We start from the raw sequence: 13,615 nt of genomic DNA, 5'->3' as shown, positions 1-13,615 counted from the left end.
GAGACTGACCCGACGTCCGACACCCGGACGACCGCCGAGCCGACAGGAGCCCGATGTCCGTCACGACCAACCCGGTCTGCGTCAGCGGCATGGCCGCGATGTCCTGGGACCTGCCCGAGGAGATCGCGATGTACCGGCGTACCGGCACCGACCTCGTCGGCCTGCAGCGCAGCAAGGTCGCCTCCTTCGGCGTGGCGGCTCTCGAAGACCTGCTCGCCCGGCACGACGTACGTCTCGGCTACCTCGTGCACAGCTTCACCGCCCACCCGGACGACGAGTCGGGCTGGGCGCAGCAGGTCGCGGCGTTGCGGGACGGCGTCGTCGACGCCCGTCGGCTCGGGGCCGACCTCGTCTACCTCACCTCGGGCCCCTCGGCGCACCTGACGTGGGAGGAGGCGGCTGGCCGGTTCGCCGAGCGGATCGCTCCGGTCGTGGCCACCGCCCGCGAACACGGGGTGCGCCTGGGCGTGGAGAACACCCTGCCGGTCAAGTGCGACCTCAGCTTCACCCACACCGCGCGGGACGCCCTCGCCCTGGCCGACCTCTGCGGCATCGGCATCTGCCTCGACCTCTACTGCTGCTGGCAGGAGCGGGGCCTGACCGACCTCATCCGCGATCGGGTCGGTCAGGTCGAGTTGCTGCAGGTGTCCGACTTCCGGGTCGGCACCTCGACCTTCCCGAACCGGTGGGTGCCCGGGGACGGCGACCTGCCGATGGCCGGTCTGTTGGCGAGCGTGCTGCGGGCCGGCTACACCGGCATCGTCGACGTCGAGTTGATCGGCCCGGCCATCGAGGCCGAGGGCGCCGAGTCGGCGGTGACCCGCTCGATCGCCTGGACGCGCGAGCAGATCGCGGTGGCGCGTCCCTGAGCGCTCAGGGCGCGTCCGCCCATCGCGGCGCGCGCTTGGCGACGAACGCGGCCGCGCCCTCGGCGGCATCCGGCCCGGCGAGCAGTTCGAGGGTCGCGAGCCGGTTGACCGCGCCGAGATCGTCCACGCGGGGGTCCAGGCTCAGGTGCATGAGCCGCTTGGTCGCCCGCACCGCCGCGGGGGAGTGGGTCGCGATCCGGGCGCCCAGCTGGAGCGCGCGCGGAAGGACCTCGTCGGCGGGGACCACGGCGTTGACCAGGCCCAGCTCGTGGGCCCGGGCCGCGGGAAGCGGTTCGGCAGCCAGCCCGAGTTCCAGGGCTACGGCGACCGGCACGCGACGGGGCAGGTCGGTGCCGCCCTCGGTGGCGGCGATGCCGCGCCCCACCTCGGGCAGCGCGAAGTAGGCGTGCTCGGCCGCGACGACGAGGTCGCAGGCGAGGGCGAGTTCGAAGCCGCCGCCGACGGCGGGCCCGTTGACCGCGGCGATGACCGGCTTGCGGTAGCCGCCGCGCAGCAGCGTCAGCGGGCTGCGGGCCACGTCCACCAGGCGCCCCTCGGCCGCGGCGCGCAGGTCCATCCCCGCGCTGAAGGACAACTCGCCGGTGCCGGTCAGCACGACCGCGCGCACGCCCGCGTCCGCGTCGTACCCGAGCAGGGCGTCGGTCATCGCCAGAAGGGTGTCGGGATCGAGGGCGTTGCGTACCTGCGGCCGATTGATCCTGATGACTCCCACCGCGCCGACGCGCTCGCGCACCACGGTGTTCATCTTTCGTCCTCCTTCGCAACAGGGTCTTGACCCTCTCCCTGAGGCTGTTAGTGTACCAACCAAGCGCTTGCTACATGGTGAGCCGGCCGTGGAGGCCCGGCACGCGACTCGCCCTTCGCGCTGCTCACCACCCGTCGGGCAGTGCTCCGACAGACGCAATGATGAGGGACACATGGCCGACAAGACTCTGACAGCCCGCGACGTCGTGTCGCGGCTCGATTCCGGGATGATCATCGGCATCGGGGGCTGGGGCTCACGCCGCAAGCCCATGGCCCTCGTGCGCGAGATCCTGCGTTCCGACCTCAGGGACCTGACCGTCGTCAGCTACGGCGGGCCGGACGTCGGGCTGCTCTGCGCCGCGGGCAAGGTCAAGAAGGTCGTCTTCGGTTTCGTCTCCCTCGACAGCATCGCCCTCGACCCGCACTTCCGCGCCGCGCGGCAGAAGGGCGCCGTCGAGGTCGCCGAGTACGACGAGGGCATGCTCCAGTGGGGGCTGTACGCCGCCGGCATCCGCCTGCCCTTCCTGCCGACCCGCGCCGGGCTCGGGTCGGACGTCCTGAAGCACAACCCCGACCTCAAACTCGTCCAGGACCCGTACGGCACCGAGCGGCTCGTGGCGATGCCGCCGCTGCGCCTCGACGCGGCCCTCGTGCACATGAACCGCGCCGACGCCCAGGGCAACGGCCAGTTCCTCGGGCCCGACCCGTACTTCGACGACCTCTACTGCCTCGCCGCCGACCAGGCCTTCATGTCCTGCGAGCGGATCGTGCCCACGGCCGAGCTGAGTGCCGCCGGGCACTCGGCGACCATCAAGATCAACCGGCAGCTCGTCGCCGGCGTCGTCGAGACCCCGAACGGCGCGCACTTCACCTCCTGCACCCCCGACTACGAGCGCGACGAGGCCTTCCAGCGTGAGTACGTCAAGGCCGCCGGCGACCCGCAGGCCTGGGCCAGGTTCGAGAAGCGGTACCTGTCCGGTACCGAAGATGACTACCAGGCGGCCGTCGCCGCCCGAGCCGAGGAGGTCGCATGAGCAGCGCCGCCACCGAGCAGCCCACGGGCAGCGCCACCACTGCCGACGCGCCGGTGACCCGCGCCGAGTACTGCGCGGTCGCCGTGGCGGACACGTTCGCCGGCGACGGCGAGTCCATCGCCAGCGCCTTCGGCACGATCCCGGCCATCGGCGTCCGCCTCGCCCGGCTCACCGTCGCCCCCGACCTGCTGCTCACCGACGGTGAGGCCCACTTCGTCTCCGGCTCCTGGGAGATCGGCGCGGACCCGCACGCCACCGAGGGCGTCGTCATCGAGGGCTGGAGCCCGTTCCGCACGATCTTCGACCTCGTCTGGCACGGCAAGCGGCACGTCATGATGATCCCGGTCCAGATCGACGGGCACGGCAACACCAACATCTCGGCCATCGGCGACTACGCCCGGCCCAAGGTCCAGCTGCTCGGCGTGCGCGGCGCCCCCGGCAACAGCATCTACCACCCGACCAGCTACTGGGTACCCAACCACTCCACGCGTAGCTTCGTCCGGACCGTCGACATGGTCTCCGGCGTCGGCACCGACAGCGCCCGGGCCGCCGGCCCGGCCGCGAGCGCGTACCACGATCTGCGTCGCGTCGTCACCAACCTCGCGGTCCTCGACTTCGGCGGCCCCGACGGCACGATGCGGCTGCTCAGCCTGCACCCCGGCGTCACGCTCGAGCAGTTCCGCGCCGCCACCGGCTGTGCCGTGCACGTCGAGGGTGAGGTCCCGGCCACCCGCGAGCCGAGCGCCGAGGAGCTGCGCCTCATCCGCGAGGTCATCGACCCCCGCTCGCTGCGCGACCGCGAGATCCCGGCATGAGCCAGGGCCGCGGGCTGCCCCCGACACTGCGTACCCGGGCGACCGACCTGTTCGGGGTGCGGTACCCGATCGTCCAGACCGGCATGGGCTACGTCTCCGACGTGCGCCTGACCACCGCGACGGCCAACGCCGGTGGGCTGGGCATCCTCGCGGCCGGCCTGCTCTCCTACGACGAGCTCGTAGTGGCCGTCGAGCAGGTCCAGGCCGGCACGGACGCGCCGTTCGGCGTCAACATCCGTGCCGACCAGCCGGACGTCGTCAAGCGCATCGACCTGCTCATCTCGGCCGGCGTCAAGGTGGCCTCCTTCGCACTGGCCCCCAAGCAGGAACTCATCGCCAGGTGCAAGGACGCCGGCCTCGTCGTCGTTCCGTCGATCGGCGCGCGCCGCCACGCCGAGAAGGTCGCCGCGTGGGGCGCCGACGCCGTCATCGTGCAGGGTGGCGAGGGCGGCGGCCACACCGGCGGGGTGCCCACCAGCCTGCTGCTGCCCCAGGTCGTCGACGCCGTCGGCATCCCGGTCATCGGCGCCGGTGGCTTCTTCGACGGCCGCGGCCTCGTCGCCGCGCTCGCCTACGGCGCCGAGGGCATCGCCATGGGCACCCGCTTCCTGCTCACCAGCGACTCGCCGGTCCAGCCGTCGGTCAAGGACGTCTACCTGTCCAAGACGGTCAACGACACCGTGCTGACCCTGCAGGTCGACGGCGTTCCGCAGCGCGTGCTGCGCGCCGGCACGATCGAGGAGCTGGAGCGCACCTCCGCCGCCGGCCGGCTGCTGCGGGCCGTACGCAACGCCTTCGCCTTCCAGAAGCTGTCCGGCACGCCGTGGGGCGACATGCTCCGCGAGGGCCTGGCCATGCGCAAGGCCCACGACCTGACGTGGAGCCAGGTCGTCATGGCGGCCAACGCTCCGATGCTCTACCGGTCGGCCCTGCTGGAGGGCAAGACCGACCTCGGCGTCATGGCCACCGGCCAGGTCGTCGGACTGATCGACGACGTCCCGAGCGTCGCCGAGCTCATCGACCGCATCATCGACGAGGCCACCCGGACCCTCGACCGACTCGGCGTGCCCGCGCCGGTCGCGTCGACCCCGGCCGGGCACAAGGAGGACTAGTCATGGGAGCACTGCAGGGACGCGTCGTCGTCGTCACCGGTGCCGGCCGCGGCCTCGGCCGTGAGCACGCCCTGCTCGCCGCCGCCGAAGGCGCCTCGGTCGTCGTCGCCGACACCGGGGCCGCCCCCGACGGCACCGGCAGCGACCCGTCGGTCGTCGAGGCCGTCGCCGCCGAGATCACGAACGCCGGCGGGCGGGCCGTGGCCAGCACCGCGGACGTCGCCACCACCGAGGGCGCCCGCGAGCTGCTCGCCCTCGCCCGCGACACCTACGGACGCGTCGACGGCCTCGTCAACAACGCCGGCATCCTGCGAGACCGGATGTTCGTCAACATGAGCGAGGACGACTGGGACGCGGTGATCCGTGGCCAGCTGCGCTCGACGTTCGCGCCGTGCCGGGTGTTCGCCGACCACTGGCGCACCGAGTCCAAGGCCGGCAACCAGCCGGTCGCCTCGATCGTCAACGTCTCCTCGACCTCCGGCATCATCGGCGCCGTCGGGCAGACGAACTACGGCGCGGGCAAGGCCGCCATCGCCGCCCTCACCGTCATCCTCGCCCAGGAGATCGGCCGCTACGGCGTACGCGTCAACGCGATCGTCCCGGTCGCGCGTACCCGGATGACCCAGGACCTGCCCGGCATCGGCGAGATGGTCGCCGCCCCGGCCGACCCCGCCGCGTTCGACGTCTACCACCCGGGCAACGTCTCCCCGCTCGTCGCCTGGCTGCTCACCGCCGACGTGCCGGTGACCGGCGAGGTGTACTACGCCAAGGGCGGCGAGATCCGTCGCTGCGCGCCGTGGAGCTACGGCTGGACCATCGACAAGGGTGCCCGCTGGACCGTCGAGGAGATCGCGAAGGAGATGGCCGCCCGTGTCTGACACCGGTCACACCGAAGCCGCCGACTGGGCCGGCCCTGCCCACGGGCTGCTCTCCGGGCGCTCGGTGCTCGTCACCGCCGCGGCCGGCACCGGCATCGGCTTCTCGACAGCGCGCCGCGCCGCGGAGGAAGGCGCGCGTGTCGCCATCAGCGACCGCCACGAGCGCCGCCTCGCCGCCTCCGCCGACGAGATCGAGCGCCGCACCGGGACCCGGCCGCTCGCGGTGCCCTGCGACGTCACCGACCAGGCGCAGCTCGACCACCTCATGGACACCGTCGCCGCCGAGTTCGGCGGCATCGACGTACTCGTCAACAACGCCGGCCTCGGCGGCACCGCGGCGGTGCAGGACATGACCGACGAACAATGGGACTCCGTCCTGTCGGTGACCCTGACCTCGACGTTCAAGGCGACCCGGTCGGTGCTGCGGCACATGATCCCGGCCGGCAAGGGGGTCATCGTCAACAACGCCTCCGTCATCGGCTGGCGCGCGCAGAAGGGGCAGGCGCACTACGCCGCGGCCAAGGCCGGAGTCATGGCGCTGACCCGCTGCGCGGCCCTCGACGTCGCCGAGCACGGCATCCGGGTCAACGCGGTGTCTCCGAGCATCGCGATGCACGCCCATCTGGCCAAGGTGACCAGCGACGAGCTGCTCGCCCAGCTCTCCGACCAGGAGGCGTTCGGCCGGGCCGCGGCGCCGTGGGAGATCGCCAACGTCATCGTCTTCCTCGCCAGTGACTACTCGTCGTACATGACCGGCGAGGTCGTGTCCGTCTCGAGCCAGCACCCGTGACCACCCGCTGCGTGCCGGCGACCGTGCCGGCTCGCAGCGGAAGAACGAAAGGAGCCCGTCGTGGCCAACCCCGACGCGCAGGGCGTCACCGGCGCCCCCTTCCGGCTCGACGTCGAGCGCGGCAAGATCCGCGAGTTCGCGCTGGCCACCGGAGCGGCTGACGCGGCCTACCTGCGGGAGGAGAACCCGGTCGTACAGCCGACGTTCCTCACGACGACCTTCTTCTGGCAGGGCGAGGACTCCAACCCGTGGTCCGCGGTCGAGCTCGACCAGCAGCGCGGCCTGCACGCCGAGCAGCAGTACACCTTCTTCGGCGAGCCGCCCCGCGCCGGCACCAGGCTCACCTGCCAGTCGCGCATCGGCGAGATCTACACCAAGGTGGGGCGTCGCGGCGGTGAGATGACCTTCGCCGTGATGTACACCGACTTCCACGACGAGACCGGGCGTCTCGTCGCCCGCGCCAAGCTCACCGGTGTCGAGACGGCCCGCCCGCCGGTCACCGGGGCGGCGACGCAGGACGGAGCGTCCGCATGAGCCACAACGCCACCGCCCAGCCCCGTACGACCGAGGTCGGCCTGCCCGTCCCGGCGACCCCTCCGACGCGCGCCTACGGGCCGGTGACCCGCACCGACTTCGTCCGCTACCAGGGCGCCTCGGGCGACATGAACCCGATCCACCACGACGAGGTCTTCGCCAGGGCCGCGGGGTTTCCCAGCCCTTTCTCGGTGGGCATGTGGCAGGCCAGCCTGCTCGGCACCTATGCCACCGACTGGCTCGGCGGCCCCAACGTGCGTGACTTCCGCATCCGGTTCCTGGCCCAGGTGTGGCCCGGCGACGTCCTCACTCTCGAAGGCGTTCCGCTGCGCACCTACGTGCTCGAAACCGAGGACGGCCGTGAGGGCCGCGTCGACATCGAGCTGACCTGCCGGCGGCAGACCGGAGACACGGCCGTCACCGCGTGGGCGACGTTCGTGCTGCCCCTCGACGCCGCCGTCGGGGACGCGACACCCGAGGCTGGCGAGCAGCCCGAGACCACCGAGGAGCAGGGATGAGTCCCACGAGCCACGCGTCGGTGACGACGACAGTGCACCCCGACGGGATCGCCGAGATCGTCGTGGACAACCCGCCGGTCAACGCGCTGCCGGTGGCCGGCTGGTTCGCGCTTGCCGCCGCCCTCGACGCCGCCGGCGCCGACGAGTCGGTACGTGTCGTCCTGCTGCGCGCCGAGGGCCGCGGCTTCAACGCCGGCGTCGACATCAAGGAGATGCAGCACACCGACGGCTTCACCGCGCTGCTCGGCGCCAACCGCGGCTGCTTCGCCGCGTTCAAGGCCGTCTACGAGTGCCCCGTCCCGGTCGTCACCGCCGTCCACGGCTTCTGCCTCGGGGGCGGCATCGGCCTGGTCGGCAACTCCGACGTCATCGTTGCCTCCGACGACGCCACCTTCGGCCTGCCCGAGGTCGACCGCGGCGCCCTCGGCGCGGCCACCCACCTGTCCCGGATGGTGCCCCAGCACCGGATGCGCGCCATGGTCTACACCTCGGCCACCGCCACCGCACAGGAGCTGCACGCGTACGGCTCGGTGCACAGTGTCGTACCCCGAGAGCAGTTGCGCGCGGCGGCGCTCGCCGTCGCGACCAGCATCGCCGAGAAGGACCCCACAGTGATCCGGGCCGCCAAGGCCTCGCTCAACGGCATCGACCTGTGGGACGTCAACCGCAGCTACCGCTTCGAGCAGGGCTTCACCTTCGAGCTCAACCTCACCGGGGTCGCCGACCGGATCCGCGACGAGTTCGCCGGCACCGACAAGGCGGCACGCCCGGGCAGCGAGGGCTGAGCCGTGCGGTCGATGGTGGTCCGCGAGCTCGGGGGTCCCGAGGTGCTCACGGTCGCGGACGGGCCGCAGCCGCAGCCCGGACCGGGGCAGGTACTCGTCGACGTCGTCGGTGCCGGGGTGAACTTTCCCGACGGCCTCATCGTCGCCGGCACCTACCAGACCAAGCCGGAGCTGCCGTTCGTGCCCGGCTGCGAGGTCGCCGGCACGGTCGCGGCGCTCGGCGACGGGGTGACCGGCCCACCCGTCGGCACCCGCGTCGTCGGCTTCTGCGGCATCGGCGGCTACGCCACCCAGGTGCTCGTCGACGCCCGCATGGTCCACCCGTTGCCCGAGGGTGTCGACCTCGTCGAGGCCAGCACGATCCCCGTCGTCTACGGCACGTCCTACCACGGCCTCGTCGACCGGGCCGGCCTCGCCGCCGGCGAGACGCTGCTCGTGCTCGGCGCCTCCGGCGGCGTCGGCCTCACCGCCGTGCAGATCGGCAAGGCCCTCGGCGCGACAGTGATCGCGGCCGCGTCGAGCGAGGACAAGCGCGAGCTGTGCCTGGCGCACGGGGCCGACCACGCCATCGGCTACGACGACCTGACGGCGACGGTGCGTGCGCTGACCGGCGACGCCGGCGTCGACGTCGTCTACGACCCGGTCGGTGGCGACGCCGCCACCGCGGCGCTGCGTGCCCTCGCGTGGGCCGGGAGGTTCCTCACCGTCGGCTACGCGGCGGGTGCGATCCCGCAGGTCAAGCTCAACCGGCTGCTGCTCACCGAGGGCGCGGTGCTGGGGGTCCTCTGGGGCGCCTGGGCCAGGCGCGACCCGGCGGCGAACGCCGCCAACATGACGACGGTGCTGGAGTGGATCGCCGCCGGCCGGCTGAGGCCGCACGTCAGCGAGGTCTTCCCGCTGGAGGAGGCCGCTCGCGCGCTCGGCACGGTGCTGAACCGTGGCGCTCGCGGCAAGATCGCCCTCCGCACGAGCACAGACAAGGAGTGACGGTGGCTGACGCGACCGACCTGACCCGGATGGACCTCGGCCCCGGCCCGCGCGCGAGCGAGCTGCTCGCGACGTTGCGCACGTTCATGGCCGAGCACGTCTACCCCGCCGAGAAGGTGTACGCCACCGAGCTCGCCGCCGCGGCCCGCGAGAACGGCGGGGTGTCCCACGTCCTGCCGCCGGTCGTCGAGGAGCTGAAGGCGACGGCGCGCAAGCTGGGGCTGTGGAACCTCTTCCTGCCTGACCTGTCGGGCCTCACCAACCTCGAGTACGCCTACCTGGCCGAGGAGACCGGACGCTCGCCCTACCTCGCCCCGGAGGCGATCAACTGCGCCGCGCCGGATACCGGCAACATGGAGCTGCTGCACATGTTCGGCACGCCCGAGCAGAAGCAGCGGTGGCTGACCCCGCTGCTCGATGGCACGATGCGCTCCGGCTTCTCGATGACCGAGCCGGACGTGGCCTCCTCCGACGCGCGCAACATCTCCACCTCGATCGTGCGCGACGGCGACGAGTACGTCATCAACGGACGCAAGTGGTGGACGACCGGCGCCGCCGACCCGCGCTGCGCCATCCTCGTGCTGATGGGCAAGACGGACCCGGAGGCGGCCGTCTACCGGCAGCAGTCCATGATCCTCGTGCCGGTCGACACCCCCGGGGTGACGATTCTGCGTTCGCTGCCGATCTTCGGTTACCACGACCAGCACGGCCACTGCGAGATCCGGTTCGACGACGTACGGGTGCCGGTGACGAACCTGCTCGGCGCCGAGGGCGAGGGTTTCGCGATCGCCCAGGCCCGCCTCGGCCCGGGCCGCATCCACCACGCGATGCGCTGCCTCGGCATGGCCGAGCGGGGCCTCGAGCTGATGGTGCGCCGGACGATGGCCCGCGAGGCGTTCGGCGGCCCGATCTCCAACCAGGGCGTGGTGCGAAACTGGATCGCCGAGTCCCGCATGGAGATCGAGCAGGCCCGCCTGCTCGTGCTCAAGGCCGCGTGGCTCATCGACCAGGTCGGCATCCAGGGCGCCGCGACCGAGATCGCCGCGATCAAGGTCGTCGCGCCCCGGGTCGCCCGCAACGTGCTGGACCGTTCGATCCAGGCGCACGGCGGCGGTGGGGTCACCGACGACTTCCCGATGGCCCGGATGTGGGCGAGCGCCCGCATCCTCGGCATCGCCGACGGCCCGGACGAGGTGCACCTGCGCACGGTGGCGCGTACGCAACTACGGCGCTACCGCGACACGCCGCCGACGGTCCTCGCCGGGACGGGACGCGACTGAGATGGATCTGACCTGGTCGGCGCAGGACGAGCAGTTCCGTGCGGAGGCCCGCGACTGGCTCGCCGCGAACGTGCCGCGGCAGCCGTTGCCCTCCGGGGACACCGCGGTGGGCTTCGCCGCCCACCTGGAGTGGGAGCGGGCACTGCACGCGGACCGGTGGTCGGTCGTGTCGTGGCCCGAGGAGTACGGCGGCCGTGCGGCCTCGATATGGCAGTGGCTCATCTTCGAGGAGGAGTACTACCGGGCCGGCGCGCCGCAGCGGGTGACGCAGAACGGCATCTTCCTGCTGGCCCCGACGATCTTCGAGTTCGGCACGAAGCAGCAGCAGGACGAGTTGCTGCCCCGGATGGCGGCGGCGCGGGACCTGTGGGCCCAGGGCTGGTCGGAGCCGGGCGCGGGCAGCGACCTGGCGGGGATCAGCTCCCGGGCGGTGCGGGACGAGCAGGCCGGCGGGTGGCGCCTGAGCGGGCAGAAGACCTGGTCGACCCGGGGCGCGTTCTGCACCCACCTGTTCGGGCTGTTCCGTACCGACCCGCAGGCGCAACGGCACCGGGGACTGACGTACTTCCTCGTGCCGCTGGACGCCCCGGGCGTGACGGTGCGCGGGTTCGACCGGCTCGACGGTGACGAGGGCTTCGCCGACGTGTTCTTCGAGGACGCGTTCGTACCGGACTCGGCGGTCCTCGGCGGCGTCGACCAGGGCTGGTCGGTCGCGATGTCGACGACCGGCTCGGAGCGGGGACTGACGCTGCGCTCACCGGGGCGTTTCCTCAAGGCGGCAGCCGCGCTCGTGGCGCTCGCGGGTGAGCGGGGCGAGGCGGCGACCGACCTGCTCCGCGACCGGGTGGCGCGCTCGTGGATGCAGGCGCACGCCTACCAGCAGTTCACGCTGGCTCAGGTCACCGACATCGTCGAGGGTCGCCCGGCCGGTGCGCGTTCGAGCCTCAACAAGGTCTTCTGGTCCGAGCTGGACATCGCGTTGCACGAGACGGCGCTGGAACTGCTCGGCCCGGACGCGCTCGTCGACGGCCCGTGGACCCGCGGCTACCAGTTCTCGCTGTCGGGTCCGATCTACGCGGGCACCAACGAGATCCAGCGCAACATCATCGCCGAGCGACTGCTCGGTCTGCCGAGAAGGTGATCAGGCGTGCGTTTCGCTCCGAGTGACGAGCAGCGGGAGCTGGAGGCGGTCGTCCGTCAGGTTCTCACCGACCGGTGCCCGCCGGAGACGGTACGCGCCGGAGCCGGATCGGCGCAGGTGGCCGCACTGACCGAGAGCCTGGCCGGTCTCGGTGTGGCGGGGCTGCTCGTGGCCGAGAGCGGCGGCGGGCTCGGCCTGGACGAGAACCACCTCGTGTCGGTCTTCGAGCAGATCGGGTACGCCGCCGCCCCGCTGCCGCTCACGGCGACCCTCGCGGTCGCTCCGGCGGTGCTCACCTCGGGCGCTCCGGACCGGCTGGCGAACCTTGTCGAGGGGGTGCTCACGGTCGGCGCCGATCCTGCGGTGACCGGGCATGTCGCGTTCGGTTCCGGTGTCGACCTGGTGCTGCGTGGCGGATTCGGTGGGACGGGGCCCATCGAGATTCTCGACGTGTCCGACGCGGCGGCGTCGACGTCGCCGTCGGTGGACGTCGTGCTGGACCTGACCGGGTACGCCGACGCGCGGCTCGTGGCGACGGTGGACGACCCGCAGGTGGTGCGGCTGGCCTGGGAGCGGGGGGTGCTGGCGACCTCGGCCGAACTCATCGGGCTGTCCCGACGGATGCTCGAACTCACGGTCGAGCACGTCCGCACCAGAGAGCAGTTCGGCGCGCCGATCGGCAGCTTCCAAGCGGTCAAGCACCACCTCGCCACAGCGCTGCTGCACCTGGAGTTCGCCGCGCCGGTGGTGGCGACGGCCGGGTTCGAGCTGGCCGCCGGCGTCCCGGGCCGACTGCGTTCCCTGGCGACGGCCAAGGCGCTGGCGTCCGAGGCGGCGCACGTCGTGGGCCGGGCCGCTCTGCAGTGCCACGGCGCTATCGGTTACACGACCGAGTACGACCTGCACCTGTTCCTCAAGCGGTCGTGGGCTCTGGAGTCGTCGTGGGGCAGCGCCGCCTGGCACCGGGCGGCTCTGCTGGAGGACCTCGGTGTCGGCCTGACCGGCGTGCGCCCCGCGTCCTGACCGCTGGCGCTCACCGGCGGCCCGATCCGCACGACGTACACCCGACCCGGCGAGAAGGAGATCCAAATGAGCGAGACCAGCGGCGTGGACCCGCAGGCGGAGGTCGTCCGGTACGAGACGCGGGGGCCGGTGGCCGTCGTGACGATGAACCGGCCGGAGTACCGCAACGCGCAGAATTCGGCGATGACCTACGCGCTCGATGACGCGTTCTACCGCGCGGCCGCGGACGACGAGGTGAAGGTCGTCGTCCTGGCGGGGGCGGGGAAGCACTTTTCGGCCGGCCACGACATCGGCACGCCGGGCCGGGACATCGATTCGTCGTTCGACCGGCGTGCCGGCCTGTGGTGGGACCATGTGGGTAAGGCCGGGGCCGACAGCCGGTTCGCCCGGGAGTCCGAGGTGTACCTCGGGATGTGCCGCCGCTGGCGTGAGCTGCCCAAGCCGATGATCGCGATGGTGCAGGGAGCGTGTATCGCCGGGGGCCTCATGCTCGCCTGGTCATGCGACCTGATCGTCGCCGCGGACGACGCGTTCTTCGCCGACCCGGTCGTACGCATGGGAATCCCCGGCGTCGAGTACTTCGCCCATCCGTGGGTGCTGGGTCCGCGCTTCGCCAAGGAGTTCCTCTTCACCGGCGACCGGATGCCGGCGGCGCGCGCCGCCGAGCTCGGCATGGTCAACCGGGTGGTCGCCAGAGACGAGCTCGAGGCAGAGGTCATGGGGCTCGCCGCACGGATCGCACAGATGCCGCGTCTGGGTCTTGCGCTGACCAAGAAGGCGGTCAACCAGGCCGAGGACCTCATGGGCCTGCGGGATGGAGTGGATTCGGTGTTCGGACTGCACCACGTGGCCCACGCGCACAACGCCGAGGTGGGCAGTGACTCCCTCGGTGGCCAGGACGCCCGAAGCATGCGTGACGCAACGAGACGGGCAGAGTAATCCGTGTGGAGAGCAATCACCCAGGAAAGGGTCGTCGAAGCGCGATGAATATCGTCGTACTCGTCAAGCAGGTGCCTGATTCGGGCGCGGACCGCAACCTGCGTTCTGACGACAACACCGTCGACCGCGGTTCGGCGAACAACGT

General features: G+C 71.9%; 14 protein-coding genes and 2 pseudogenes. 15 read left to right on the top strand and 1 reads right to left on the bottom strand.

Annotated features, from left to right (window positions below):
* Window positions 1-53 precede the first annotated feature (53 nt).
* A complete protein-coding gene (locus ACFYON_RS26265; RefSeq protein ID WP_387190335.1) occupies window positions 54-869 on the top strand; it encodes a sugar phosphate isomerase/epimerase family protein in 816 nt (271 codons plus the stop codon).
* Between the two features lie 4 nt (window positions 870-873).
* On the opposite strand, the gene ACFYON_RS26260 is transcribed toward ACFYON_RS26265, so the two are convergent.
* Window positions 874-1,635, bottom strand: a complete 762-nt coding sequence (locus ACFYON_RS26260; RefSeq protein WP_387190338.1) for an enoyl-CoA hydratase/isomerase family protein — start codon at window positions 1,633-1,635, stop codon at window positions 874-876.
* 172 nt (window positions 1,636-1,807) lie between these two features.
* Between ACFYON_RS26260 and ACFYON_RS26255 the strand changes: the two genes are divergently transcribed.
* From ACFYON_RS26255 to ACFYON_RS26190, 14 genes and pseudogenes are all read left to right on the top strand, one after another.
* The gene (locus tag ACFYON_RS26255) at window positions 1,808-2,668 is read left to right on the top strand and encodes a CoA-transferase (protein WP_354874455.1); all 861 of its coding nucleotides are present in this window, start codon (window positions 1,808-1,810) and stop codon (window positions 2,666-2,668) included.
* Entirely contained in the window at window positions 2,665-3,483 is an 819-nt protein-coding gene (locus ACFYON_RS26250; RefSeq protein ID WP_354874453.1) for a CoA-transferase, read from the top strand. The genes ACFYON_RS26255 and ACFYON_RS26250 overlap by 4 nt, the downstream gene beginning before the upstream one ends.
* On the top strand, window positions 3,480-4,595 hold the full coding sequence (locus ACFYON_RS26245; RefSeq protein WP_387188543.1) for an NAD(P)H-dependent flavin oxidoreductase: 1,116 nt from the start codon (window positions 3,480-3,482) through the stop codon (window positions 4,593-4,595). The genes ACFYON_RS26250 and ACFYON_RS26245 overlap by 4 nt, the downstream gene beginning before the upstream one ends.
* Window positions 4,596-4,597: 2 nt before the next feature.
* Window positions 4,598-5,473 (top strand): SDR family NAD(P)-dependent oxidoreductase, encoded by an 876-nt coding sequence (locus ACFYON_RS26240; RefSeq protein ID WP_354874451.1) that lies wholly within the window; start codon window positions 4,598-4,600, stop codon window positions 5,471-5,473.
* Window positions 5,470-6,263: pseudogene (locus ACFYON_RS26235) on the top strand (SDR family oxidoreductase). The gene ACFYON_RS26240 and the pseudogene ACFYON_RS26235 overlap by 4 nt, the downstream one beginning before the upstream one ends.
* Window positions 6,264-6,323: 60 nt before the next feature.
* Window positions 6,324-6,797, top strand: coding sequence for a MaoC family dehydratase N-terminal domain-containing protein (locus tag ACFYON_RS26230; protein ID WP_354874448.1), 474 nt, complete (start codon window positions 6,324-6,326; stop codon window positions 6,795-6,797).
* Window positions 6,794-7,315, top strand: coding sequence for a MaoC/PaaZ C-terminal domain-containing protein (locus ACFYON_RS26225; RefSeq protein WP_354874446.1), 522 nt, complete (start codon window positions 6,794-6,796; stop codon window positions 7,313-7,315). Before ACFYON_RS26230 ends, ACFYON_RS26225 begins: the two co-directional genes overlap by 4 nt.
* Window positions 7,312-8,100 carry an enoyl-CoA hydratase family protein gene (locus tag ACFYON_RS26220; protein WP_354874444.1) on the top strand — a complete coding sequence of 263 codons (789 nt, stop codon included), beginning with the start codon at window positions 7,312-7,314 and terminating at the stop codon, window positions 8,098-8,100. Before ACFYON_RS26225 ends, ACFYON_RS26220 begins: the two co-directional genes overlap by 4 nt.
* A gap of 12 nt (window positions 8,101-8,112) precedes the next feature.
* Window positions 8,113-9,087: an NADPH:quinone oxidoreductase family protein gene (locus tag ACFYON_RS26215; RefSeq protein ID WP_387190351.1), complete on the top strand. Its 975-nt coding sequence runs from the start codon at window positions 8,113-8,115 to the stop codon at window positions 9,085-9,087.
* A 29-nt stretch (window positions 9,088-9,116) separates the two neighbouring features.
* Window positions 9,117-10,367 (top strand): acyl-CoA dehydrogenase family protein, encoded by a 1,251-nt coding sequence (locus ACFYON_RS26210; protein ID WP_387190354.1) that lies wholly within the window; start codon window positions 9,117-9,119, stop codon window positions 10,365-10,367.
* Window position 10,368: 1 nt separating this feature from the next.
* A complete protein-coding gene (locus ACFYON_RS26205; RefSeq protein ID WP_357711334.1) occupies window positions 10,369-11,508 on the top strand; it encodes an acyl-CoA dehydrogenase family protein in 1,140 nt (379 codons plus the stop codon).
* A gap of 6 nt (window positions 11,509-11,514) precedes the next feature.
* Window positions 11,515-12,531, top strand: a complete 1,017-nt coding sequence (locus tag ACFYON_RS26200; RefSeq protein ID WP_357711336.1) for an acyl-CoA dehydrogenase — start codon at window positions 11,515-11,517, stop codon at window positions 12,529-12,531.
* A gap of 66 nt (window positions 12,532-12,597) precedes the next feature.
* Window positions 12,598-13,470: an enoyl-CoA hydratase gene (locus ACFYON_RS26195; protein ID WP_354874438.1), complete on the top strand. Its 873-nt coding sequence runs from the start codon at window positions 12,598-12,600 to the stop codon at window positions 13,468-13,470.
* Between the two features lie 44 nt (window positions 13,471-13,514).
* A pseudogene (locus ACFYON_RS26190) lies at window positions 13,515-13,615 on the top strand (electron transfer flavoprotein subunit beta); the annotation flags it as partial.

The sequence above is a fragment of the Micromonospora sp. NPDC005686 genome, assembly GCF_042871665.1.
Classification (GTDB): Bacteria; Actinomycetota; Actinomycetes; order Mycobacteriales; family Micromonosporaceae; genus Micromonospora.
This window is presented reverse-complemented; position numbering and strand designations above follow the sequence as displayed.

Bases quoted from the DNA above. Each gene is read 5' to 3' on its own strand.
- ACFYON_RS26265 (WP_387190335.1), top strand. From the start codon at position 54: ATGTCCGTCACGACCAACCCGGTCTGCGTCAGCGGCATGGCCGCGATG.
- ACFYON_RS26260 (WP_387190338.1), bottom strand. From the start codon at position 1,635: ATGAACACCGTGGTGCGCGAGCGCGTCGGCGCGGTGGGAGTCATCAGG.
- ACFYON_RS26255 (WP_354874455.1), top strand. From the start codon at position 1,808: ATGGCCGACAAGACTCTGACAGCCCGCGACGTCGTGTCGCGGCTCGAT.
- ACFYON_RS26250 (WP_354874453.1), top strand. From the start codon at position 2,665: ATGAGCAGCGCCGCCACCGAGCAGCCCACGGGCAGCGCCACCACTGCC.
- ACFYON_RS26245 (WP_387188543.1), top strand. From the start codon at position 3,480: ATGAGCCAGGGCCGCGGGCTGCCCCCGACACTGCGTACCCGGGCGACC.
- ACFYON_RS26240 (WP_354874451.1), top strand. From the start codon at position 4,598: ATGGGAGCACTGCAGGGACGCGTCGTCGTCGTCACCGGTGCCGGCCGC.
- ACFYON_RS26225 (WP_354874446.1), top strand. From the start codon at position 6,794: ATGAGCCACAACGCCACCGCCCAGCCCCGTACGACCGAGGTCGGCCTG.
- ACFYON_RS26220 (WP_354874444.1), top strand. From the start codon at position 7,312: ATGAGTCCCACGAGCCACGCGTCGGTGACGACGACAGTGCACCCCGAC.
- ACFYON_RS26215 (WP_387190351.1), top strand. From the start codon at position 8,113: ATGGTGGTCCGCGAGCTCGGGGGTCCCGAGGTGCTCACGGTCGCGGAC.
- ACFYON_RS26210 (WP_387190354.1), top strand. From the start codon at position 9,117: ATGGACCTCGGCCCCGGCCCGCGCGCGAGCGAGCTGCTCGCGACGTTG.
- ACFYON_RS26205 (WP_357711334.1), top strand. From the start codon at position 10,369: ATGGATCTGACCTGGTCGGCGCAGGACGAGCAGTTCCGTGCGGAGGCC.
- ACFYON_RS26195 (WP_354874438.1), top strand. From the start codon at position 12,598: ATGAGCGAGACCAGCGGCGTGGACCCGCAGGCGGAGGTCGTCCGGTAC.